At 52.7% G+C, this 23846-nt stretch carries 18 protein-coding genes and 1 pseudogene; 12 read left to right on the forward strand and 7 right to left on the reverse strand.

Annotated features, from left to right (window positions below; all coding sequences use genetic code 11):
• Positions 1-68: 68 nt before the first annotated feature.
• Positions 69-230: pseudogene (locus E1757_RS03255) on the forward strand (manganese catalase family protein); the annotation flags it as partial.
• Positions 231-583: 353 nt separating this feature from the next.
• Here the strand turns inward: E1757_RS03255 and E1757_RS03260 are convergent.
• Complete coding sequence (locus E1757_RS03260; RefSeq protein WP_342774509.1) at positions 584-1003, reverse strand: DUF6526 family protein; 420 nt, start codon at positions 1001-1003, stop codon at positions 584-586.
• A gap of 314 nt (positions 1004-1317) precedes the next feature.
• Here E1757_RS03260 and E1757_RS03265 point away from each other — a divergent pair, with 314 nt between their 5' ends.
• The 5 genes from E1757_RS03265 (at position 1318) to E1757_RS03285 (ending at position 8148) form a co-directional block, all read left to right on the forward strand.
• Positions 1318-3543, forward strand: coding sequence for an AraC family transcriptional regulator (locus E1757_RS03265; protein WP_133225371.1), 2226 nt, complete (start codon positions 1318-1320; stop codon positions 3541-3543).
• A 239-nt stretch (positions 3544-3782) separates the two neighbouring features.
• On the forward strand, positions 3783-4736 hold the full coding sequence (locus E1757_RS03270) for an ABC transporter permease (RefSeq protein WP_133225372.1): 954 nt from the start codon (positions 3783-3785) through the stop codon (positions 4734-4736).
• A gap of 12 nt (positions 4737-4748) precedes the next feature.
• Positions 4749-5624 carry a carbohydrate ABC transporter permease gene (locus E1757_RS03275; RefSeq protein ID WP_133225373.1) on the forward strand — a complete coding sequence of 292 codons (876 nt, stop codon included), beginning with the start codon at positions 4749-4751 and terminating at the stop codon, positions 5622-5624.
• A 62-nt stretch (positions 5625-5686) separates the two neighbouring features.
• Positions 5687-7318, forward strand: a complete 1632-nt coding sequence (locus tag E1757_RS03280; protein ID WP_165971935.1) for an extracellular solute-binding protein — start codon at positions 5687-5689, stop codon at positions 7316-7318.
• Between the two features lie 182 nt (positions 7319-7500).
• Positions 7501-8148, forward strand: a complete 648-nt coding sequence (locus E1757_RS03285; RefSeq protein ID WP_133225686.1) for an HAD family hydrolase — start codon at positions 7501-7503, stop codon at positions 8146-8148.
• Positions 8149-8336: 188 nt separating this feature from the next.
• On the opposite strand, the gene E1757_RS03290 is transcribed toward E1757_RS03285, so the two are convergent.
• The 5 genes from E1757_RS03290 to E1757_RS03310 all read right to left on the reverse strand — a co-directional run bounded on the left by E1757_RS03290 (position 8337) and on the right by E1757_RS03310 (position 14753).
• Complete coding sequence (locus E1757_RS03290) at positions 8337-9449, reverse strand: YheC/YheD family endospore coat-associated protein (RefSeq protein ID WP_246078990.1); 1113 nt, start codon at positions 9447-9449, stop codon at positions 8337-8339.
• Positions 9450-9464: 15 nt separating this feature from the next.
• Complete coding sequence (locus tag E1757_RS03295) at positions 9465-10661, reverse strand: YheC/YheD family endospore coat-associated protein (protein ID WP_133225375.1); 1197 nt, start codon at positions 10659-10661, stop codon at positions 9465-9467.
• Positions 10662-12029, reverse strand: coding sequence for a YheC/YheD family endospore coat-associated protein (locus tag E1757_RS03300; protein ID WP_133225376.1), 1368 nt, complete (start codon positions 12027-12029; stop codon positions 10662-10664).
• A 161-nt stretch (positions 12030-12190) separates the two neighbouring features.
• Entirely contained in the window at positions 12191-13372 is a 1182-nt protein-coding gene (locus tag E1757_RS03305; RefSeq protein WP_133225377.1) for a YheC/YheD family endospore coat-associated protein, read from the reverse strand.
• A gap of 16 nt (positions 13373-13388) precedes the next feature.
• Complete coding sequence (locus tag E1757_RS03310; RefSeq protein WP_133225378.1) at positions 13389-14753, reverse strand: YheC/YheD family endospore coat-associated protein; 1365 nt, start codon at positions 14751-14753, stop codon at positions 13389-13391.
• Positions 14754-14973: 220 nt separating this feature from the next.
• Between E1757_RS03310 and E1757_RS03315 the strand changes: the two genes are divergently transcribed.
• The 4 genes from E1757_RS03315 to E1757_RS03330 all read left to right on the forward strand — a co-directional run bounded on the left by E1757_RS03315 (position 14974) and on the right by E1757_RS03330 (position 18954).
• Entirely contained in the window at positions 14974-15312 is a 339-nt protein-coding gene (locus E1757_RS03315) for a YlbF/YmcA family competence regulator (RefSeq protein WP_133225379.1), read from the forward strand.
• A 181-nt stretch (positions 15313-15493) separates the two neighbouring features.
• The gene (locus E1757_RS03320; protein WP_133225380.1) at positions 15494-17017 is read left to right on the forward strand and encodes a type 2 periplasmic-binding domain-containing protein; all 1524 of its coding nucleotides are present in this window, start codon (positions 15494-15496) and stop codon (positions 17015-17017) included.
• A 21-nt stretch (positions 17018-17038) separates the two neighbouring features.
• Positions 17039-17998 carry an ABC transporter permease gene (locus tag E1757_RS03325; protein ID WP_246078991.1) on the forward strand — a complete coding sequence of 320 codons (960 nt, stop codon included), beginning with the start codon at positions 17039-17041 and terminating at the stop codon, positions 17996-17998.
• 74 nt (positions 17999-18072) lie between these two features.
• A complete protein-coding gene (locus tag E1757_RS03330; protein WP_133225381.1) occupies positions 18073-18954 on the forward strand; it encodes a carbohydrate ABC transporter permease in 882 nt (293 codons plus the stop codon).
• 260 nt (positions 18955-19214) lie between these two features.
• On the opposite strand, the gene E1757_RS03335 is transcribed toward E1757_RS03330, so the two are convergent.
• On the reverse strand, positions 19215-20651 hold the full coding sequence (locus tag E1757_RS03335) for an MATE family efflux transporter (RefSeq protein ID WP_133225382.1): 1437 nt from the start codon (positions 20649-20651) through the stop codon (positions 19215-19217).
• A 465-nt stretch (positions 20652-21116) separates the two neighbouring features.
• On the opposite strand from E1757_RS03335, the gene E1757_RS03340 reads away from it, so the two are divergent.
• Both E1757_RS03340 and E1757_RS03345 read left to right on the forward strand, forming a co-directional pair.
• On the forward strand, positions 21117-22478 hold the full coding sequence (locus tag E1757_RS03340) for an FAD-binding oxidoreductase (protein ID WP_165971936.1): 1362 nt from the start codon (positions 21117-21119) through the stop codon (positions 22476-22478).
• Between the two features lies 1 nt (position 22479).
• Positions 22480-23844 (forward strand): (Fe-S)-binding protein, encoded by a 1365-nt coding sequence (locus E1757_RS03345; RefSeq protein WP_246078992.1) that lies wholly within the window; start codon positions 22480-22482, stop codon positions 23842-23844.
• Positions 23845-23846: the final 2 nt, after the last annotated feature.

The following is a 23846-nucleotide window of genomic DNA, read 5'->3' on the forward strand; positions in this document are numbered from 1 at the left end:
GATTTTTCGGGTTTTTTAGATAAAAATTACTAGAAATCAAAGAACCAGCTTACCTATGGATGCTGGTGGAGAATGTGAGGGCTGCTTATCAGTGGCTTATCGATATGACGGATGATGTGGATTTGCAAGACGGTTTGAAATATTTGCGGGAACGTGAGGTCGTCCATTCGCTTCGCTTAGGCGGAGCAGGCGAAGTTTTTTTAGGTTGTAAAGCACAGGTTGTATACTTTACTTTGCCAACTTTAACAAACGCGCACGTCTTTAAGGACGGTAAAACGGACGCTAAAAAATCCCCGGCTGCCCCGCGAGCACGCGGTGTAGTCAATCGGGGATTTTTATTTGCGCCGCGCGTTGCTTCGCTTCCTTATCGACCGATAAGACCGACGATAATTCCAGTGTCAACGGCGATCAGGCCGAACACCATTTTTCTAAACAGCCGGTTGTTATAAATTTGATCGAGAAACAGCATGAACTACGCCTCCCGCTTGAATGAATGCGCTGTATTCCTATCCAGACTTCATTCGACGCACGGGCGGCGTATTCCCCCTATTCGCGGGGAGGAAAGTTATGCCAATCGGACAAGCTACAGCCGGTTATGATCCGCCCTCCATTGGGTGACGGCTTTTTTGATGTCGTTCGGCTGCAGCCGCTCTTCCGCGGCTCGGCGGGACAAATCGGCAAATTCCTCATCCCCGGCGAATCGCAAGGCGATAATTTGGCCTATCGTTAGCCTCGGATCATGCGGCTTGCCGGTCAGCATGTAATGGCGCATGTTTTCTTCGGCGCGGATCGCGCGGTCCTGCGCCTTTAACGCATAGCTGCGCACCAATACAACGATGATCACCATCGCCAGCGCGATGACCAGCAAGAGCAGCCCTTCGAGACCGCCCCCGGAAGCGATTAAGAACCAGACCGAGCCGACCAATACGAGCAGAGTAAGCAAGGCGAGCACGTAATGGTAAAGCGGGTCTATTTTTTTATGATTGCCATAGTTTTGCTGCATCAGGCCAATCCCCCAATCGATATAATAATAATCTTATTATGGCATTTTATGGATGGATGGGCAATGGGACGGCCTGGACGGCTTAGGGAGGATCGTGACGGCTTGTAGCGGCTTAGTGTGTGGAACACAAGCTTCACTGTAAAATTTATCTTACTTTATTTTTCGTTGTTGCGGATTGTCCCTGTCATGAAATAAAATCAAAAGGCAAGCATGACTTCGTAGAGGCGGCTGCTTTGCAAGGCCGGCGGAACGGCCGGGCTTTAAGCCCGCCGCAGCCGCATCGGCTGCTTTCATTCTGACAAATTGGGGATCTTATGAAAAAACCATGGCTGTACCGACAACTGCTTTATTATTTGCCTGTCTTTTTTATAGTCATTATTTTGCTGTCATTATTGATGACCTACACGCTGAACCACCAATCCAAAGCTTCGGCCCGCAGCGCCAACGAAGTATTTGCCAAGCATGTACTGCAGGCGATCGATTATGATTTGCAAAATATTGAAAAAATGCTCGTCAACGAAATGTACAACAACCATAAGCTGAGCCAGTTTATTTACGACGCGCCTTCGATGAACGACCATTTTGTCGAATACGAGGTGACCAACGAAATCAAGCGGATGCACAACAGCAGCTCGCTGATCGATTCGATCTACATCTTTCGTCCGGAGGAGCGCAAGGTCGTCTCGGACAATTTCATTCGTCCGATCGAACAGTTCGGAGACGGGGCGTTTGCGATAGAGGCGGCCAGGCCGGAATATGACGCGATGCGCGAGCATCCGTGGACGTCCAAGCGCATCTACAAGGAAATACCCGGGACGGACGCTGCCGTCCCCGTCATTACTCTCGTGCGGAAAATCCCGCTGCGCTCCGGGGTAGAAATGGTATTTGTCGTCAATGTCAAAACGAAAAAGCTGCACGAGCTAGTCATGGAAATGTCGAATGCGAACGTCAGCTACGCCGAAATCAGCGGCACGGACGGTCAGATGCTGCTGGACACGCCCGAGGTGAAGAGCGGCGTCGAGCTTGTTCGGCTCACGTCGGAGTACAGCGGCTTTACGATTCATACGGGCCTCATTAACGGCAACTGGTACGAGGCGGGCAATGCGGTCTATAATACGGCGCTGATTGTCGCCGTCCTGCTCGTCATCGCCGGTACGATCTGGATCGTCTTCATTACCCGCCGCAGCTATCGTCCGATCGAATCCATCCTGAGCAGGCTGAATTCGTATTCCAAGAAGAAAAACCAATTAATCTGGAGCGATTTCGACAAGGATGCGCTTAAATTCATCGAGCATGCGATCGACAAACTGATTGAGCAGGCAAATGAGTTTCAGCAGGGCTCCGAGGAGGGGCTGCTCTATAAAAGACGGTTATTCTTTGCAGAGCTTGTCGAGGGCAACCGGATTTACAGCCGTGAGCAGTGGAAGCAGGAGATGGACAGGCTGCAGCTGCCGGGCCATGGTGGCCGGATCGGGCTGGCCGTGCTGGAAATCGACAAGTACCCGGACTTTTGTCAAACTTATTCGACCCGCGACCAGTATTTGCTCAAATTTGTACTCAGCAGCGTGATCAATGAACTGGGGGAAACGCATCGCCTGATTACATGGGCGGAATGGACGTCGGGACACCGGCTCGGCGTCCTGCTGCAGTACCGGGAAGATCTCGAGTCCGATGATCCGGTCGCCGGGCTGTGCGGCCAAGTTATCGGCTGGGTGCAGGAGCATCTGGACTTTACGGTCACGATAGGCGTAGGATTTACGATGGAGGAGCCGTCGGATATCATACAGAGCCATCAATCCGCATTGGAAGCTTTAAGCTATAAAACGATGCTAGGCACCGGCCGGGTGATCGACCGCGGCCATACCCCGATGAAGCAGGGGGAAGCATATAAAAGTCTGGATTACGTCCATTCCCTCGCGCATGCATTCAGGCTGGGCGACGATAGATGGAAGGATCACGCGGCCGACTTTTTTCAAGAAATCGGCAGCGGCTTGTATAAGCGCGAAGAAATCCGGCATTTGCTCAATTATTTGCTATACAATCTGTACAAGGAAATGATGGAGCTGCAGCCCGAGCTGCAGGAGCTGTGGAAGGCGGAAGCGATTCCGGCGCTGAATGAACTGCTCGACAGCTTCGAAACGATCGGGGAGCTGGAGCAGCGGGTGCTCGGCGTCCTGGACGATACGGGGCGCAAGCTATCCCGGATCCGGGAACATCGCAGCCATCATGATTTTATTCAAGGCGTACGCAAATATATCGAGGCGAATTATAATAATCCGGATTTGTCCCTGTCGCATTTGGAGGATGCCTTCAAGGTCAACGGCAAATATATCAGCCAGCTGTTCCGCGATGAGATGGGCGAGAAATTTATCGATTATTTGGCGAATGTCCGTTTAACCCGGGCGAAGGAGCTGCTGAAGCAGTCGACGCTGCCCGTTCAGGACATCGCTTTGCGGGTCGGTTATACGAACGCCATGACCTTCATTCGCGCTTTCAAGAAAACGACGGGTACGACGCCCGGCGAATACCGCAAAGGGTAAGCACTCTGTGAAATCCCGTTCCTTCGGAGCTATATGGCTTGGTGGAGCGGGTTTTTTCCTTATTGCGCCAGCCGCTGCGGAATTCCATCAATCGCCGGATTTTTGTATATTTCAAGCGGCAGCGCCGGTTTCGGAAATATGCGGATCGAATGAAAGACGGCGATTGCCGTATTTGCCGTTCCCCGCTATAGTAAGGGCTATCCAAGGTGCGCACAAATCATGGATTGAAAGGAGCCCATATGAACACTACGGGAGAGACCGGACTTCATTCGCAACCGGCGGCGGTTTATCGCTTGAATGCAAAGCGAAGACTTAAGCAAAACCTTCCGCTCTTACTTATGTTCCTACCCGTTGTGGCCTATTACGCTATCTTCAAATATGCTCCGATGTTCGGGGCCGTGATGGCTTTTAAAAGCTATAACTTTGCGGATGGAATTTGGCACAGCCCCTGGGTAGGATTCAAAAACTTTCAAATCTTGTTCAGCAATCCCCAGACCTTGAACATTATCCGCAATACGCTGCTGCTGAGCTTGTTAAGTATCGTTGCCGGGTTTCCGGTTCCGATCGTGCTGGCGATTTTATTGAACGAGGCGCGTAAGCAGTGGTTTAAAAAGGCGGTTCAAACATTAGTCTATTTGCCGCATTTTTTCTCCTGGGTCATTGTAGGAGGGCTGGTTGTGGCGCTGTTCGCCGAGCAGTCCGGAGCGGTCAATTTTATGATCCAGAAGCTGGGCGGAACAACGTTCAGTTTTCTCTATGACGAATTTTCGTGGGTCGCCATTTTCGTAGGGTCAAGCATTTGGAAGGAAGCGGGCTTCAGCACCATTATTTTTTTGGCGGCGATGAGCTCGATCGATCCGTCGTTGTACGAAGCGGCCAGCATGGATGGCGCAAACAAGTTCAGACAAATTTGGAACATTACGCTGCCGGGCATCAGCTCAACGATTGTCGTCGTATTTATTCTTTCGCTCGGCCGGATTCTGGAGGTCGGCTTCGATCAAATCTACGTGCTGCAAAATGCCAGCGTCCTCAATATAGCCGAAGTTATCAGCACATACATTTACCGTGTCGGCGTACAGGGCGGCCAGTTCAGCCTGACCTCGGCCATGGGGCTGTTTGAATCGTTCGTCGGCTTCATTCTCGTATTTGCGGCCAATATGTTGGCGCGGAGGTTTAATCAAAGTCTTTGGTAAGGAGGAACCCGGGTGAAAGCTTCATGGGGCGAAAATATATTCTACTTCTGCAATTACGCAATTCTTTCACTTGCGGGTCTAAGCTGTCTGGTTCCGCTGGTCCATCTGTTTTCGCTGTCGTTCAGCGATCCGCATGCGGTCATGTCGGGGGATGTCACGTTATGGCCGATCGGCTTTACATGGGAAACGTACGGCGTGCTGTTTAACGGGACGCGGGTACTGGGAGCGTTTTGGAACAGCATCGTCATTACAGTGGTCGGCGTAGCTTTAAGCATGCTGTTTACCGTGCTGGCCGCCTATCCGCTATCCCGCAGCCATTTCTATGCCCGACGTTCCTGGACGCTGGCGATTGTGTTCACGATGCTGTTCAGCGGGGGCTTGATTCCGACATTTCTTGTAGTCAAGTCGCTGGGACTGTTAAATACGTACGGGGCGCTTTGGCTGCCGGGCTTAATCAGCACATTCAACATGCTCATTATGAAAACGTTTTTTGAAAATATTCCGGAGGAGCTCATCGAGGCGGCGAAAATGGACGGCTGCAGCGAGCTGAGATTGCTTGTCCAGATCGTTATCCCGCTGTCTTTGCCGGTTATGGCGACATTAACGCTCTTTTATGGCGTCGGTTATTGGAACTCGTTTTTTAGTCTCATGATTTACATTCAGGATACGACCAAGCTGAATTTGGCGGTGCTCGTGCAGCAAATGATTCAGAGCCAGACGATTCTTCAGGAAATCAACAATGTGCAGCCGGACGACATCAAGGATGTAACGCCGGAAACGGTCAAAGCGGCCGGAGTGATTGTCATGCTGCTGCCAATGCTCGTTGTGTACCCGTTTTTGCAAAAATATTTTGTCAAAGGCGTTATGATCGGTGCGATCAAAGGATAATCCGTCCGGAGGCGGCAAGAAAAATTTTCAAAATGTGTAATGAAAAAGGAGAGGGTCATCGAATGAAACATGTCTATGTTAAAAAAACAGCTTATGGAGGTTTGGCCGCGGTACTTGCGACAGGAGCCCTGCTTGCAGGCTGCGGCAACAGCGGAGATTCGGCGAAAGGCGACTCCAAGGGCGAGGCTAAGCGGGGGAGCATCTCCTCCTCGATTTACGACCGGGGGAACGTGCCAGCCGAGGAAGGAACCGTGGACAACAACCGCTGGACGAAATGGCTGAATGGGCAAGGTCCGGTAGATGTGAAGTTTGTACCGATTCCAAGAGCGGAGTCCAAGCAGAAGTTCAACGTGCTCTTCGCATCGGACAGCGCTCCCGATCTGGTGTTCGATTACGATGCCGGATTGATGAACGATTTGTACGCACAGAAGCAGCTGCTGCCGCTTGACGATCTGATTAAAAATGACAGTACCGAGTACAAAAAGCTTGCCGACCAATATCCGATCCTGAAGGAAATGGGCACAAAACCGGATGGAAAAATATATCAATTTGGCCGTTTGCTCGGGATGAAGACCAACGACCTGCTGTTTATCCGCAAGGACTGGCTGAAAAAGCTGAATCTGGAAGTGCCTAAAACGACGGAGGAGCTGTATAAGGTGGCCAAAGCTTTCCGCGAGCAGGACCCGGACGGCAACGGCCTCAAGGATACATACGCGATCAACCTCAGCTATACGGCCGACTCCGTCATCAATTCGATGTTTCAAAATACGGGGCTTTATTCCAAGGACGGCAAGCTGCAGAAAACATGGGAACAAGCCAAGGAAGCTACGGCGTTTAAAAAGCAACTGTTTACGGAAGGACTCGTGGATAAAGATTTCTTGACGGATAAAAACGGCGAAAAGGCCAAGCAGGACTGGATCACCGGCAAGCTTGGCATGTATGCGCAGAGCAGCGGCGCGGATCAGGTCGCGACGTTCGCTATTTACCAATCGTTGAAGAAAAATGTGCCGGACGCTGAGGTTATTCCGATCGAGCTGCCGAAGGGACCGTATGGCCAGTTCAATCCGAACTCCAAATTCCCGGTTCAGATGACGGCTGCCATTAACGCGAAGACGAAGGACCCGAAAGCCGCCATGAAATACGTCGACTTCCTCGTATCCAAGCCGACGATGAACGCGCTCAAGAATGGGCTGGAGGGCCAGCATTACCAGACCGATAAAGACGGCTGCGCCCAGCCGATCGACAAGGAAAAAAACAAGAAAGAAATGGCGATGACCAACGATATTGCGATGCTGAGCTCGATGGCGCTGATGGGCAAATGCGAGAAGTACGAAATTAAGCTGAATCCCGAGGTTCCGCAGGAGAAAGAGTTCCTTAATATCATCGAAACGGCGGATAAAATATATTTGAATCCTAACCTTCCGTTCTCGACCGAATACGATGCGACGGTTCTTCCTTCGCTTCCTGCCGATCTCGTTGTCATTAACAAAAATACGGACACGATCAACGATCTGTGGAAAAAAGCGATTGTGAGCGGCGACAAATATACGCCGGAACAAGCGCTGGCAGAAGCGAAATCGCTGTGGGAAAAGTCGGGCGGCAAGCAAATCGACGATTTCTATAACAAATGGTATCAGGAAAATAAAGACAAGCCGCTGCGCAACAACGATTTCATGAAACTGAAATTCGAGTAGGCCGCAGCGGTCTTAAAAAGTACGGATCATACCGGGCATTCGTCTCGCCGCATTGCGGGGAAGCGCGCGCCCGCTTTCTTCATTCCCCCGTTTGACAATCGCAGAAAATCATGTTTGTATAGAGTGATGAGTCAAATTGGGAGGGATTATGGTTGTTGCCTACTTTTCAAAAGCCTGAAGCGATGATATTCGATCTTGACGGAACGCTTTTTCAAACGGAAACGCTGCTGCTGCCGGCTTATCATGCAACCTTCGATCAGCTGCGCGCCGAAAATTTATACAGCGGGGAGACTCCGCCGGAAAGTGCCATTCTGGGCAGCCTCGGTATGCTGCTTGAGCATATATGGCAGCGCGTGATGCCGGAGTCGGATGAAGCCGTCCGCCGACGTGCCGATGTGCTGCTGCTGGATTATCAAATCCAAGGTCTTGTCAAAGGGGAAGGCAAGCTGTACGACGGCGTGGCAGATACTTTGACCGCGCTGCATGAGCAAGGAATCCGCTTGTTTGTCGCGAGCAACGGCCTGGAATCGTATGTCAAAGAGGTTGTCGCCTATAAGGGCGTAGACGAACTGTTCGAAGCGCTGTACAGCGCAGGCGAGTTTCAAACCCGCTCCAAAGTCGATTTGGTCCGGATGCTGCTGGAGAAATACGGCATCGGCTCCGCCTGGATGGTAGGCGACCGCTCGTCCGATGTGGAAGCCGGGCTGAAAAACGGGTTGACCGTCATCGGCTGCGACTATGCGGAATTCAAGAGCGGCAGCGGGGAACTGGAAGGTGCGCATGCCAAAATCCAACGCTTCGGCGAGCTATTGGAATTGATTGAACGGTAACTTGTCGGATAACTGTAAGGGGGCCGTCCCGAAACGGTATCAACCGGTAAGACAGTCCCAAAAAAATATGCAAAGCCGCCGCCAACACCACTAAATTAGTGAAGCTGAAAGCGGCTTTTTACATGCAAATTCATATCGGAGCGGGGGATGAAAATCCCAAAATAGCTTTTTTCATCGAAACGATCCCATTATAAAAAACCGGCTGTGTGGCCGACTTCATTCTTCAACAACCAAAGCGCATATTCCAACGGACGTACGATTGCGTTCCGGTATGTTCTGCGTTCGCCGATCCGGTAGAACACTTCCCTCGACGGCTTCGGGTTGACTTCAAGAAGCCAAACCTTGCCTTTCGGGTCGATAGCGAGATCAATACCTATTTCGCATTGCGAACCGAACTTTTCCTCCACGAATCGGGCCGTGTCCATCCCGAGCGTATAGGCCTTCTCCTTGATAGCATCGACTTTCGGCTTCTCCGGAAAACGGTTGCGCAGCAATGTATCCATTGGCACGGCGGAGCCGCCGCCGTGCAAATTGGATGTGACCGAATGCGCCGGCCCGACTCTGCCGGCACAGCCTGTAATTTGCCATTCGCCGCTGCCGTCCTTTTGCACCAGCATACGGAAATCGTGAACACGGCCGTCCTTCAGCGTTAGCGGAATGCCCTGCTGGACGATGTAGCGTCCGATCAGCCGCCAAGTGCTTAATCTTGTTGAAATTTGCTGCGCATTGATTTTTTGGGTCGGAATGATGCGCCGCCCTTGGTCGCGGCCCTGCATCAAAAACGTTGAACCTGTCGTGTTTTGCAGCCTGACGATGCCGCGCCCGCCCGTACCGCTGCGCGGTTTTAAATAAACGCTCCTGTGCTTTTTTAAAAATTTAAGGAACTCCTTATTTCCGCTATACAAAATGGTCGCGGGCAGGTGCTTGGCAATTTCAGCATTCTCGGATAAAATTTGATGCATCGTCCATTTATTGGCCAAAGGCCGGCTCAAATAGCGGAGCTTGCTGTTGCGGGCCCGGAATCTGCTGATTTTATGGTAATTTTCGATTCCGTGGTAGCGGCAGCGGTCATAGATAATGGCCGGAACCGGTGTCCGCTTGCGCATCCATCTTCTGGAGGAATGATTATAGACGAGGGCTTGCACCCGGTTTTTGACGTGATCCAAATCGTCCGGAGTAAATACCAGCACCTCCAGTCCCAGCTTTTTCCCGTAGACGCTAAGCTTGCGAAAGTAAGACAGCTCTTCAAGTCTTTTCCCCGGTAAATACATCGCCAGAACGCCTAGTTGATAGGAACTCATCAGCAATTCACCTGCTTATCTTGCTTTTTGGACAGATTTTTGAAGCACTGCTCTTCTCATTGCGGTGGAAGCGATTTGTGTCTCTTTCTTGGTGCCTTGCCTGGACAGATGGATTGAGTAGCGGATCAGGTTGATTAACGATTTTTTGCGGATCTGCGGCTCGTCGAATTTCATCGGCTTGGAGTTGGCTTCAAAAAACCAGATTTGGCCGGCCGTATCGACGCCTAAATCCATCGACATTTCCCCCAGCGTACTGCCGCTCGCTTTCTCGATTTGCTTGGCGATTACGAGCGCGGCTTTTTTCGCTTTCGCAATAATCCTTTTACTGCCGACGGCTCCGAAGCCGGCTTCCAGCAGCTTGCCGGGCTCATCGATCGAGCCTCCCCTTGGAACGTGAGTCGTGATGCTGAGCTTGCCTGCGAGGCGGGCTCCAACGCCGGCAATGCTCCATAGCCCTTTGCTGTTTTTTTGCACCAGCACCCGAAGATCGAAAGGACGCTGTTTGTAGTTGGACAGCGTAATGCCCTGCTGCATAATATAATCTTTCGTTCCGACCATCTCCCGGATTTGCGCCCACAGCTGAGGAATCGTGGCATAGCGGGAAATATGGCTCCTTGTTTTCTCCTGCACGCTTAATTGATATTTCCGCGTTTTGGATACTTTTGCCGGCACCCGGCTCACCTTCATGATGCCTTTTCCAGCTTTGCCGCGCACCGGTTTCAAATATAAGTTCGGGTGCTTTTGCAGCAGCTGTTCGAGCTCGTCGCCGCTTGTCAGCTTTTGCGTAGTCGGAATAAAGGCCTGCGTCTCCTTCGATTTGTTCAGCCATTCGAACAGTGTCCATTTATTGAAAAAGGAAGGATTGAAAAAGCTGATATGCCCATGGCGCAAGCACGCTTGAATTGTTTGCTGCACATCGGGAAGCTGCTCGAATTTCCGGTAAGGAATGCGGTTGTATATAACATCCGGCAAAGGCAGCTGCTCTTTTTTCCAGCGTTTCGATTGAAAATGGTACGTGTACCCGGTTACCTTATCGCCGGTCAGCTTGAAATCGGCGGTTGTCACGACATAAACTTGAACACCCCGTTCTTCGCCGGTACGGATCAGATCGATAAAATTTTCTTGATTGCCTCGAAAAATGCGTTTTGCATCCGTGTACGTGAGAATGGCCAACGTAGTGCGTTCCGGCTTCTCGTGTAGGAGTAGTGCCATTCAGGAGTCCCTCCTTGCACGAAATCGACTTAAATATAAACAATAATCATATACATATTTCAAGGCGGCTTTCCCCTCTTTTTTAAGTGCGGGATGTTTGAAGATCGAACGTCCCGGCTTGGAATTGGCTTCGAACATCCAGATTTGCTCGTTTTGATCGATTCCGATATCGAATCCAAGCTCTCCCAGCAGATGCTTGCCGTTTTGTTCTATTGTTTCTGCCAGCTTAATGGCGGCTTCTTTGGCGTTGGCCAGCACCTGATCGGCGCGGGATCCGAAAATTTCCTCCAGAACCTGCTCCGGAGTCATCAGCTGGCCGCCGGTGCGGACATGGGTGGTAATGCTGCCTCTGCCCGCTTTTTTCGCGCCGATGCCGGCGACAACCCAGTCGTTGCTGCTGTTCTTCGTCAAATGAAAACGGAAATCGATCGGACAATTGTCGATTTCGATCAGGCGAATCCCCTGCTGGGCGACATAATGCCGGAGCCGTCCGCTGTTGCGGTGAAGCATCGTCATAAGCTGCTGGAATTGGCTGAACCGGAGGAGCACGTTTTTACCCGATCTGCGGAAGCGGGCGAAGTAGCCCCGTTTGGGGCTGTAGGTCAACCGGTAAATGCCGATGCCGAGGCTGCCGCCCGTCGGTTTCAAATAAATGAATCGATGTCTTTCAAGCATATCCTTGATTTGCTGGGAAGACGGATTGATATGCGATTCCGGAACGTATCGGAACGTCTCGCTGTCCTTGAGCAGGTTGTAAATATCCCATTTTTCAAAAAACGCCCAGTTGAAGAGCGGAATTTTCCGTTGTACGAAACGGTGCTTGAACGCGTTCATGGAGACGAGCTTCTCCGCCTTGCGGCTTGGCAGACGGTTATAGACAACGTCGGGCAGCGGAACGGTTTTGCGGTACCACCCGCCTTCCTTCCCCGGAAACACGCCGGTAACGGTTTGCTGCGTCCAGTTTACATCGCGCGGCGAAAAGCCGAAGTAATACGATTTGTTGGTGCCGACCCGCATAAACTCGCGAAGGAACGAAGTCCTTGAGCCGAAGGGGGCGGAGTTGCTGCCCGTGACGCTTGTAAGAATTCCGATTAACGGACCGATCCGGAGATCCTTGCCGTTGCTGCACGTTATCATGCTCGAGCCCAAATGGGGAATGCGCAGCTGAGCCATGACAGATAGCGGAACGTATAAATGATGGCCTTGCTTTTTTAACAAACGCAAGGCTGTGATGACACTTTTGCCGCCGAGATGCAGGTGAACCGATCGGGTATTCGACAGATTGAGCTCTTTGGCCAATTCACTGGTCAGGTAGATCGTTCTTTCCTGTCTCTGTGTCACATGAATTGTGCAATTTGTCAAACTCATGGTTTTCCTCCTAAAAGCTTTTTGCAGAAAAGCTTGCGTTCGTAAGCATAGCCTGCGTTTTCGCCGGAAAGCCGAATAACGGCGGCGGTTAGGTTTGGGCAGATGCCGTGTTACAGCCTGGTATCGAGCATCCGCTGCTGCCGTACGATTATGGGAACCGATTATTTTTTGGGCCAGCGGCGTTTATGCTGAAGCAAAAAGCGGGCATAACGGATAGGATTGGTTAATGCTCGGACTTGCGTTTGCGGGTCGTGTAAATAAGTAAAGATCGAACGGCCCGGCTTGGAATTTACTTCCAAAATCCATATTCGGCCTTCGGTATCGATGCCGAAGTCGATTCCAAGCTCGGCTAGCCGTCCATGGTAATTCTCGAGGGCAGCCGGGATTTGCCCGGAAAGCTCGTGAAGCTTGCTGACGATGCCGCTCGCCTGCGCGTCGCCGAACTGGCGGACCAGGAACGGCTCCAGCGGCTCGGCGGAGCCGCCGCCGTGCAGGTTTGAGGTCAGGCTGCCGCCTTGACCTCGCCGAATCGCCATCCCGGTCACCTGCCAGAGGCCGGTGCCGTCCTTTTGCACCAGCGAGCGTACGTCGTACGCTTCGCCGGAACCGGTCTGCAGCAGCAAGTACTGCTGCAGCAGGTAGCTGCGCTGCCCCGTGAAGCGACGAAGCCAGCGCAGCAGCGACTGCGCGTCGGCGAAGCCGCGCTCGATGCGGCGGTTGTGCGCGTCGCGGCCGCGCACGACGAACGCCTGCGGCGCCTCTGCGGCCGACAGCGAGTGCACCGCTGCCTGCAGCTTAACCGCGGCAGCGTCGGCGCGCTGCACGAGCAGCACGCCACGGCCCTGCGAGCCGGCCTGCGGCTTGAGCAGCACTTCGCTGTGCGTCTGCAGCCAATTGACGATTGAGCGCATGCTGCGCATCGTCTTGGTCAACGGCAAATGGCCGTCGAACCTGCCGTTCAGCTCAAGCAAGTGTTGAACCTCCGCCTTGCCCTTGAGCCCGTAGCCCAGAAACAGGACGGACGGATGCCCACGGAGCCGGCGGACGGCGGCGCGATACTGCGCATACTGCTGCTTGTTGCTAAAGAAGCAGCGGTCGTACACGGCATCCGGCAGCTGATAACGTAGGCACTTCCATTGCCGGGCCTCCTCATCGTAAGCGTAGCCTTCGACGGTTTCGGACGTCCAATCAATGGACTGCGGTGAAAACACGTATACACTCAATCCGGCTTTGCTTCCCTCGCGGGTCAGCCGACGGTAAAAAGCCCGGTTCAAAAAAGGCGGTTTGGCAGCGATATGCGTGGTCATGATGCCCAATGCGTGACGGGATGTCGATGTCATCATGAGATCACCTCAATTATTAAAATTTGGCCGCATAACGGGAGTATTGAACGATTCGCTTTACGGAAGGCCGCAATTTTTTATCCGATAATTGAGTGTTGTCATCTTTGGACGGCTTCGAGTTTACTTCGATCAGCCAGACCCGCCCTTGAACATCCAGAGCCAAATCAACACCCAATTCGGCAAAATGCCCTGTTACCTGCGATTCAATGCCTTTGGCAATCGCGAGCGCTGCGCGCCGCAGCTTGATCGCTCCGCCGAAGCTGGCTGTCGAGTTGGAACGGGCCAGCGCCACTTTAACGGATGACAGCGAGCCCCCTCTGGCCAAATTGGAAACAAAGTGATGATTTCCGGCAGTTCTGGCTACAATGGAAGTAATATTCCATTCGCCGCGTTCGTTGCGCTGCACCAGCGCCCGGAAATCAACCGGCCGGCCGCCTACCGTAATAAGGGAGAGCCCCTGCTGAATCTGATAGCGCTGCTGCTTGATTTTGCCTGAGAGGGCGGCGCACAGCTGGGTCAGGCTTCCATAGGATTGTTTACGGGCGCCGCCGGAATTTGTAAAATGACAAACATACGATTGGTCCGGGTGTCGTCTGATGCGAATAATGCCTTTGCCCAGGCTGCCGGTAATCGGCTTTAAAAACACGGTGGAATACTTGGCGCACATCGATTTTAACGTTTCCTGACTTTTTAACAGATACGACTCCGGGAGATACATATGAAGTCCCGGTACTTTGCGCAGGGCATCGAACACATCGCTTTTATTCAAATACATTTCATTGAACATGACCGTACGGTGCTGCGTCTTCGCGTACTGCAAAAACTGCTGAACGTTGGGACGGTTTTCAAACTTGCGGGACGTTAGCCGGTTATAGATCACGTTGGGCACAGGAAACGACCCATTGGTCCATCGGCCTGCGTATTGCCAGCCTTTAACCATATCGTCCTGACCGCTCAGTTCGTCTGGGGTCACAAAATAAACGGCGGCACCGTACAATCTGCAAGCGACGTCAAGCTCACGGCAAAATGCAGTGACCGTTCCGAACGGGCGTTCCGGGTTGGCCGAATTGGCCCGGCTGATCATGACGCCGATTAACGGGCCGATCCGAAGTACGCGGCTTACGGGTCTATATTTCAGGCAAAGCGGGCTGCCGGGCAGCAGTCCCCATGTGGCGGCTAGGGATTCATTGACGCGAAGGACGCCGGATTGGTGGACGGGAACGACCTTCACTTCCTGACTCGCGGAGCCAAAACGCAGAGTAATCGGTGTTTGGGCGGGGATTTTCCATGCTTTCACCAGTGTATCGCTAAGCATGACGATCCGATCGTCGGAGAACATGCCGGTCTGCTGAACCTGAATCCTGACCTTCTTTCTTTTCACTCTTGTAACTCCTTCCCAGCGCCGACTTGCAACATTCATAAATGAACTACTTTTATCATATGAGGGCGATAATCCCTTGGTGAAAAGAAACTGATGAAGCCGCCCGCGAAAAGAATAGGCATGCTTACATGTTCAACCCGCTTCCGAACGGGCGCTCCCGGAATGTCCGTGGAGACTGCCGCATGGTATTACTTATAAATCAAAAGGAGATGTGAGACAGATGAATATTTATGACAAAGCTTACGACTTGGCCAGAGCGCTTCGCGAAAGCAGCGAGCTGAAGGAAGTAAAGGCGATTAACGACCAGATTAAAGCGGAGCCTCAAAGCAAAAGAATGCTCGACGATTTCCGCCAACGCCAAATGGAGCTGCAGCAAAAAATGATGTCCGGCGATATGCCGTCCAAGGATGATATGGACAAAATGGAAAAGCTGTACGAGGTCATCAACCTGAATCCGGCGCTGCACCGCTTGTTCGAAGCGGAACGCCGGCTGGGCGTCGTGATGGAGGATGTGCAGCGCATTATATCCGAACCGCTGCAGGATGTCATGAAGTCTTGAACCAAGCGGAAGCCCCCAAACTGTAATTAGGCGCAATATGACTGTTCGGCCACGGCTGGTCAATTTATGATGCAGTCCGCGAAGCCGGCCTTTTCAGTAAATTGTCTGTTGGAGTCCAGACCGGTGTACTTTATCATCATCAATGAAAGCGAATTCAAAGATGGCGGAGGTGCATGTTGGGATGAAGCGGAGCAACCTGGCTGCGGGGGCGGCTTTATTGCTTTCCTTTACGCTTGTATGGGGGTGCACAGATCCGGGCAACGAGCCCGGGAAAGACGGCGGGACAGGACAGACGAAGACAAACGACGGTCCTTTGGAGATCGAAATGATGACCGTGCTGACGAACGAGGTTCCGGACATGAACAACGAATTTTATACCGAGCTCCAGAAGCTGACGAACACAAAGCTGAATATTTCCTGGGTTCCCGACGGGGCCGACTACGATACGAAATTCGATTTGATGATCGCGTCGGGACAGCTGCCCGAGGTCATTAACGCCCGCGATTACATCCGCCCCACGCTTGTCAATGCGATTAAGCAGGGAGCCTTCTGGGATTTGACCTCGTTTCTCGGCGACTTTTCCAAATATCCGAATCTGCGGGACAAAATGACGCCGGGCTCCTGGAATTATGTGAAGTTGGACGGGAAAATATGGGGGGTTCCGCGAAGCCGGTCGATGGTCGATCCGGGGATCAAGATTCGCCAGGATTGGCTGGATAAGCTGAAGCTTCCCGCTCCGACGACGATTGACGAATATAAGGAAACGTTGAAAAAAATCGTCAAAAGCGACCCGGACGGCAACGGCAAGGACGATACGATCGGCCTTATCGCCACCGGTCCGCAGGTGTCCTCAATCATGGCGGCATTCGGCGCGCTCGATCCGATTTATAACAGCGAGGGCGGCATGATGCGGGATATACTGACCCCGCAGTTTACAAGCGTCGTCGAATGGTTCCACGGCTTGTACGCCGACGGGCTCATGCCCCAGGAATTTTCCACCTTGAACGATACCCAGCAAAAGGAGCTGCTGCGCAACGGGCGGGCAGCCTCGTACCAAGGTTCCATTTATTACGATTTTGTCTGGACGAAGGATATTCAGAAGGTGCAGCCGGGCGGCAAGCTGACTACGCTGCAGCCGTTGAAGGGGCCGGGCGGCGTCGGTGCCGTGCTCGATATCGGTACGCGGGGTGCGTTTTATATTAGCAAGAAGGTACCGAAGGAAAAGGTCGAGCGCATTATGCAATATTTCGAACGCACGGCGTCGGACGAAATTACGAACTTCGGTTATTACGGCAAGGAAGGCGTCCATTTCAAAATGGATAATGGGGAAAGAGTGATGACCGAGCTTGGAACGAAGCAAATTACGGTTACGAATTTGTCGCCGCTGACTCCGGCCTACACGAAATGGGGCAAGGTCGATTATGCGGGCGCATCGCGGGCTGAGAACGAAGCCAAGGAAAAAGAGGTGGCTATCTACGAAAAAATCGGCAAAATCAACCCGTTCACTTGGCTGTATTCGCCGACATGGATCGATACGTGGCCGAAATACGACGCCGAGATGAAGAGCATGATGATCAAAGCCGTCGTCGGCCAAATTTCGATGGACGATTACAAGAAATACGTGGATAAGCTCGTCAACGAACCGCAAATTAAAAAGGCGTTTAAAGAATTCGCCGACGATTATAAAAGCAAGACTGCCAAATAACCATCTGAAAGGAGAGCTCGCATGGCAGCAACCGCGTTCAATACGGAAACGGTACGGCAGCGCAAAAAAACGGGCAGTGGCCGGCTAGCGGCACGGATGTACCAGAACAAGTATATATATTTGATGATGCTCCCCGGTATTTTATTTTTTATTGTGTTTAAGTTCGGTCCGCTATGGGGGCTGCTGCTATCGTTTCAAAATTACAGCCCGTTTGCCGGATTTTGGGGCAGCGAATGGGTTGGATTCAAGCATTTTGCGGAAATGTTCCAAAGCGCGCAATTTTATACGATGCTTCGCAACACGGTGCTAATCAACCTGTTTAACCTGATCTTTTATTTTCCGCTTCCGATCGTACTGTCGTTGATGCTGAACGAGGTCAGGCATGAGTTTTATAAGCGGATTCATCAATCTATCGTCTATATGCCGCATTTTTTATCGTGGGTCGTTGTGGCGAGCGTTACGTTTTTCGTCCTGTCGACGGATATCGGGTTCGTCAACAAATTGCTCTATACGATGGGGATCAAGCCGATCCCCTTCCTGTCGCAGCCGCAATTTTTTTGGGCGCTGCTCACGGCGCAAAACATTTGGAAGGACGCGGGCTGGGGCACGATCATTTTTCTCGCGGCGATCGCCGGAGTCGACCCCGCACGGTACGAGGCCGCCGTCATCGACGGAGCGAGCCGGTGGCGGCAAATTTGGCATATTACGCTGCCGGCGATCCGCCCGACCATTATTATTTTATTTATTCTTCGCTTCGGCAGCATGGCGGATGTCGGCTTCGAGCAGGTGCTGCTCATGATGAACCCGCTCGTCAATTCGGTGGCGGACGTTTTCGATACGTATGCATACAATCAAGGCATTTTGCGCGGGCAGACGAGCGTCGGGGTTGCGGTGGGGATGTTCAAGGGTATCGTCGGCCTGTGTCTCGTCCTGTCCGCCAATTATACGGTGAAAAAGCTGGGGTATGAAGGCATATATTGAGGTGCCCGCAATTTCGGTGAAACAGCAGCGGAGAGGCGGAATCGTTCTTCGCAAAACTATGAGGAGGTGAAACTATGAGCTTCGTTCATAAAAAAAGGCTGACACTGGGAGACTGGGTCAATTATTTCATGCTGCTGCTCATTTCAGCGGCATCGGTATTTCCTTTTATTTACATTTTCAGCGTTTCATTTACCGATCCCTCCGCATATGTGCCGCTAAAGTTTTATTTGTTTCCGGACAAATGGTCGCTGGCCTCCTACCGTTATATTTTGTCGACCAACAGCTTTATCAATGCGATCAAGAGCACGGCCTTCGTTACGTTAGTCGGTACCCTGCTTAATCTGATCGTGACGTTTACGATGGCCTACGGGCTGACCAAAAAAAATGTGGACGGCCGCAACATCATATTGAGCGGCGTTATTTTCACCCTTGTATTCCATGCGGGAATTGTGCCCAACTATTTGCTCGTTAAAAATTTAGGCTTGCTTAACTCATACGGGGCGCTCATTTGGCCCGCTTTGACCAATGCCTGGAGCCTGATTGTCGTCAAAAGCTTTCTGGAGTCGCTGCCTGCCGAATTGGAGGAATCCGCGAAGATGGACGGCTGCACCGACATCGGCGTATTCGTGAGAATCGTCATCCCGCTGTCGATGCCGGCGATTGCGGCGTTCACCCTGTTTTTTGCCGTTGCCCACTGGAATACGTATTTTAATGCGCTCATTTATATTAGCGATACGAAAAAATGGACGCTGCAGGTACTTGTCAAAACATTGATCATCGATTCGCAGTCCAATGGCGTAGCGAGCGAAAGCGTAGCGCGGGAGGGAGGTCAAGCGCCGCTGGAAACGATCCGGATGGCGTCGATCGTGGTTGCTGTCGCGCCGATTCTGGCGATCTATCCGTTTCTTCAAAAGCATTTTACGAAAGGCGTTATGTTGGGCTCGATCAAAGGGTAATGCGTTGCGTTTGGCAGCTACACGGACACCAGTGAACTCGTTCAGCATTGCTGAACATCGGGGAATCAGACGGGGACTCTACCCCACCTGATTCAAGGCCCACCTTAGAGGCGGGGGTCTTAACCCGATAAAGTCGTAATCGGATAAACCTCCGAATCCGCATGATTGCGCATGCGGTTTTGGAGGTTTGATTTTTGACGGTAGGTTCTCAATGGAACTGCCGCTCCGCTGGCTCCGGGGAGACCGGACAACTAGCGATTTTACACGGCCGCCGTTTTCCATCTGCCGCTTTTATACCGGTAGAAAATGATGACCGTCCGGACAATCTGGTCGACGGCAATCGATAGATAAGCGCCGACAATGCCCCATTTGAAGACGAGCACGAACAGCATACACAATAATGCCCGAAAAATAAACACGCCGACGAATGTGGACAGAAGCGGGAACCTCGTATCCCCGGCTCCGCGCAAAGCGCCGGCCAGTATAAATTGCGACGCCTGAAACGTCTGGATCAGACCGATAATTCGTAAAGCGTCTGCCCCCGGTTTAATGACGGCGGGATCATGCGTATACAGCATCATAATATAAGGCGCCAGCGCGATAAACGCAATGCCCATCAGACCGGCGAAAATGCGTCCGAAACGGCTCGTCTCCCACCCGAACCGCTCCGCCAAATCCGGCTTGCCCGCGCCGAGCCCCTGTCCGACCAGCGTGCTGGCCGCAAGCGAAAACGCGATCCCCGGCATAAACGTCAGTCCCATAATATTGAAGCAAATCGTATGGGCTGCAAAAACTGAAGTGCCGAGCCCGCTAACCACTATCGTAAAGACGAGCTGGCCGATGCGCAGGGCGAATTGTTCGCCGGCCGACGGGAGGCCGATTTTCGTAATTCGGCGGATCAGCGGAGCATCGAACATCCAGATTTGCCGCCAGGACAACCGGATAATCGACTGCTTGCCGAACAGCGTGTACATCACCCATACGGTTGAGGTCGCTCTGGCAACGATGGTAGCGATGGCCGCGCCCATAATGCCGAATCCGGGCACATCGCCGATCCCGTAAATAAGCGGATAGCCGAGCATAACGACGATGATGTTGGACAGCACGTTGATTTTCATCGGGGTCCGGGTATCGCCGGCTCCTCGCAACACGGCCGACAGGCTCGTCGAGATGACAGTGAAGGAAAGCGATAAAAACATCAGCTGCGCATAGCTGACGCCTTCCTGCAGCACCTCCTTGCTCGCTCCGAGCCAGATCAGGATTTGCTCGGCATATATGTAGCTCAAGGTGATGATAACGACGGAGAGCAGCAGCGACAAAATAAAGGTTTGCTGGGCGGTACGGTTCGCTTCCTGCATATCGCCTGCACCCGTCGCTCTGGCAATGATCGCCGTCGTGCCGATATTGAGCGCCATGAAGATCGCCAGCGCGAAGAAAACCGGCTGATTCGTCAGCCCGACCGCCGTGATCGCTTCCGCTCCGACATGCCCGACCATGATCATGACGACCATCTGCAGCAAATTAAGCATAATATTTTCGACCAATGAAGGTCCGGCCAACTGCAGAATGACCTTGCGGATTTCTTTCTTGCCTCCTGTCTCCAGCCTTAGCAGCTGCTGAGGGTCCAACAGTCTTTTGGGACTTTTGACTTTTTCCGTGCTTCGTTCGCCTTGTTCCCCGTCTGCGGATGGAGTCATAATGTTCCTCTTTTCTTCGAAGAATCATGTACGGTACAGTTTCGCTAGTCTATGATTTATTATACGATACCAAACTGCAGGATGGACTGCCGATCACTTTTTTCTATCCCAAAACGAGCTCTTTGCATTTTATTTGAACATACGTTTTTTAATGTCGGGATGTGCATTACAAACTAAAGCTGCCTTAAAAACAGACGGTTTTAAGCCATTCCTGGTTGAATACGAGGACAACGCAACCGTCTGTCCTTGTCAAGTTTTACGGTATCATTACGTACAATATACAAATGCATCGATAAGCAGACAATAGATAATATTTGTCGGACGATTCTGCGATCGCCTGGCATGGAACCGGTTTCGGGTAAAACAGAGAACAAAAACTGTCTGTAGGCTGCCGCAGCCGGATTAGGTAAGATGAACATAAGACGACCTAATTGTAGACAGCCCGTTAAAGGAGGAATTCAACCAATGGACGGTACTGAAACGGCGTTCCCGGTTCAGCAGGCGCTTATCCAGATTCGGGAGAACGTCGGTCCCGGTCTGACGGATGCCATAAGTGTGGAAGCAAGCGGCTCTCCTTACAAAATACAAACCGCATTAACCGTATACCCGGAAAACGAGGAGCAGACAGCCAAACTCGTACGGCTGGCGGCGGCGAACGATTACGGAATCGTTCCGCAAGGAGGCGCTACGAAAGACGCGCAAGGCGGCGTAACGGGCAAAGCCGATCTTCTGGTATCGATGAAAAAAATGTCGGGCATTCTGCATCACTCTGTAAGCGATTTAATGGTAACGGCGCTTCCCGGCACTACCGTTGCGGAGCTGCAGCAGGCACTGCGCCGTGAAGGGCAGTTTTTGCCGATCGACCCGGCCTGGGGGGAGCAGTCCACCATCGGCGGGATGATAGCCTCCAACGGCTCGGGTCCGAAGCGCGCGCTCTACGGTTCGGCCAGAGACCATTTGATCGCGTCCAGAGTCGTGCTGGCCGACGGGTCGGTCATTCGTACCGGCGCCAAGGTTGTGAAAAATGTAGCCGGCTACGATATGAACAAGCTTTTTGTCGGTTCTATGGGAACGATCGGCATTTTGACCGAATTAACGTTTAAAATTCGTCCGCTGCCCGTCTCGTCGGGCATGCTTGTTTATTGCCCGGGCAATGGAGGCGCAATCCGGCAGCTTCACGAAACGCTGCTGGACTCCCAACTGGAGCCATGCGCAGCCGAGCTGATCAGTTCCGCTGTGGCGGGCGAGCTGTTCGGCAAGGCGGAACCGGCGCTTGCAATTTTATTCGAGGATGTGGAGGCATCGGTAAGCTACCAGCTCGAATGGGTGAAATCGTATGCGGCAGGAATGGGGTTGAAGCCGCTGGCCGAGCTTCGGGGCTTTGAGGCGACGGAACCGGTAGTCGAACGGCTGCGTGCGGTAACGCCCAATTCAAACGAGATGCCTTCCGGCCGGCTGGCAGCAGCTCTAAAGCTGCTGTCCTCGTTGACGGATGTGCCCGGCATCTCCGAACTGGCAGCCGCGTCCGCAGAACGGGCGGGTCTGCAGCTGCAGTTTAGCGGCGGTCTGTATACCGGTATCAGTCATGCTGCCGTATATGGCGATTGGTGGCAGCTGGAGGATGTTGTTCAATGGATGAAACAAATGTATGCCTCGTTAGGGGAGCTGAATGGCACCGCAGTGGCCGCCTTCGCGCCTAAGCAGGTGAGATCGTCCGTAGCCTCCTGGGGAACGGAACGGTCGGATCACGGGCTGATGCAAGGCATAAAACAACAGTTTGATGCGGCCAATCTGTTCAACCGCGGCCGTTTCGTGGGAGGGATATGAATTGTCAACCGGGGTGAAGACACAACAGACGGCTGCTTGCCATGACATCTCGCTGCTCAAGTCGAACTATAAATACGAGGATGCGCCGGACGAGGCCAAGTTTTCCCAATGCGTTCACTGCGGCATTTGTCTGGAGGCTTGCCCGACCTACCAGCAGACCGGACTGGAGCCGCATTCGCCGCGCGGCAGGGTATACCTGATCAAGTCGGTAGCCGAAGGCAAACTTGACCTGAACGAATATTTCGCTAATCCGGTCGAAACATGTCTGGATTGCCGCGCTTGTGAAACGGCCTGTCCGTCGGGCGTCCAGGTAGGCGCGTTAATTGAAGAGGCGCGCGGCCAATTGTACAAGGCGGAGCCGCCGAGCGGCGTTTCGGGACTGGTGCATAACCTGTTCCTGCATAAGCTGTTTCCGTATCCGAAACGGCTTCACGCCGTGCAGAAGCTGCTGAAAATATACCAGAAATCAGGCTTGCGGTTCGCAGCGCGAAAAACGAAGCTGCTCCGCGTCCTGCCTACCCATTTGCGGGAAATGGAGCAGGCGCTGCCCGATATCCGGACCTCGCCGGTGCTGCACAGGCTGCCTCAAAGTTTGCCGCCCATCGGTCCAAAACGGGCGAAAGTGGCGGTGCTGACAGGCTGCGTGATGGATGTCGTCTACAGCGACATTAACGAGGCAACCGTTCATGTGCTGCGCCAGAACGGCTGCGAGGTGTGGATCCCGCAGCAGCAAAGCTGCTGCGGCGCGCTGCATGTGCATGCCGGCGACCGGGATATGGCCAAGACGCTGGCCCGGCGCAATATCGACGTATTTCTGTCGGAGGATATCGATGCCATTATTATTAATGCCGCCGGCTGCGGTTCAACCTTGAAGGAATATGAGGAGCTGCTGAAGCATGACGAAGCTTATCATGGGAAGGCGCAGCTGTTCTCGGAAAAAGTGACGGATGTGTCGCGCTTTCTCGACCGGCTGGGACTCATTCCGCCAAAAGGCCGGCTCGATTTGACGGTTACGTACCATGATGCCTGCCACTTGGCCCATGCGCAGAAGATTCGCGTCGAGCCGCGCAAAATGCTGGAGTCGATCCCCGGCCTGAGGACGGTGCCTTTGCCGGATGCCGACCGCTGCTGCGGCAGCGCCGGAATTTACAATTTGACGCATCCCGAGATGGCGGGACAGCTGCTGGAGCGCAAGCTGGACGATATCCCCGCCGGCTGCGACGCGGTCGTCATGGGCAATCCCGGCTGTATGATGCAGTTCCAGGTCGGCGTTGTCCGCCATAACCGTCCGGAGAAAATATTGCATACGATCCAGCTGCTGGATTGGGCGTACAAAGAGATCAACCCGATGGAACAGGGGGGCTGACT

Source organism: Paenibacillus piri (genome assembly GCF_004354045.1).
Lineage (GTDB): Bacteria > Bacillota > Bacilli > Paenibacillales > NBRC-103111 > Paenibacillus_S > Paenibacillus_S piri.

What these genes read in the sequence shown, in the direction of transcription:
- E1757_RS03315 (WP_133225379.1), top strand. Translation starts at nt 14,974, where the DNA reads ATGAATATTTATGACAAAGCTTACGACTTGGCCAGAGCGCTTCGCGAA.
- E1757_RS03265 (WP_133225371.1), top strand. Translation starts at nt 1,318, where the DNA reads ATGAAAAAACCATGGCTGTACCGACAACTGCTTTATTATTTGCCTGTC.
- E1757_RS03335 (WP_133225382.1), bottom strand. Translation starts at nt 20,651, where the DNA reads ATGACTCCATCCGCAGACGGGGAACAAGGCGAACGAAGCACGGAAAAA.
- E1757_RS03260 (WP_342774509.1), bottom strand. Translation starts at nt 1,003, where the DNA reads ATGCAGCAAAACTATGGCAATCATAAAAAAATAGACCCGCTTTACCAT.
- E1757_RS03325 (WP_246078991.1), top strand. Translation starts at nt 17,039, where the DNA reads ATGGCAGCAACCGCGTTCAATACGGAAACGGTACGGCAGCGCAAAAAA.
- E1757_RS03330 (WP_133225381.1), top strand. Translation starts at nt 18,073, where the DNA reads ATGAGCTTCGTTCATAAAAAAAGGCTGACACTGGGAGACTGGGTCAAT.
- E1757_RS03290 (WP_246078990.1), bottom strand. Translation starts at nt 9,449, where the DNA reads ATGAGTTCCTATCAACTAGGCGTTCTGGCGATGTATTTACCGGGGAAA.
- E1757_RS03340 (WP_165971936.1), top strand. Translation starts at nt 21,117, where the DNA reads ATGGACGGTACTGAAACGGCGTTCCCGGTTCAGCAGGCGCTTATCCAG.
- E1757_RS03320 (WP_133225380.1), top strand. Translation starts at nt 15,494, where the DNA reads ATGAAGCGGAGCAACCTGGCTGCGGGGGCGGCTTTATTGCTTTCCTTT.
- E1757_RS03295 (WP_133225375.1), bottom strand. Translation starts at nt 10,661, where the DNA reads ATGGCACTACTCCTACACGAGAAGCCGGAACGCACTACGTTGGCCATT.
- E1757_RS03270 (WP_133225372.1), top strand. Translation starts at nt 3,783, where the DNA reads ATGAACACTACGGGAGAGACCGGACTTCATTCGCAACCGGCGGCGGTT.
- E1757_RS03305 (WP_133225377.1), bottom strand. Translation starts at nt 13,372, where the DNA reads ATGATGACATCGACATCCCGTCACGCATTGGGCATCATGACCACGCAT.
- E1757_RS03285 (WP_133225686.1), top strand. Translation starts at nt 7,501, where the DNA reads ATGATATTCGATCTTGACGGAACGCTTTTTCAAACGGAAACGCTGCTG.
- E1757_RS03280 (WP_165971935.1), top strand. Translation starts at nt 5,687, where the DNA reads ATGAAACATGTCTATGTTAAAAAAACAGCTTATGGAGGTTTGGCCGCG.
- E1757_RS03300 (WP_133225376.1), bottom strand. Translation starts at nt 12,029, where the DNA reads ATGAGTTTGACAAATTGCACAATTCATGTGACACAGAGACAGGAAAGA.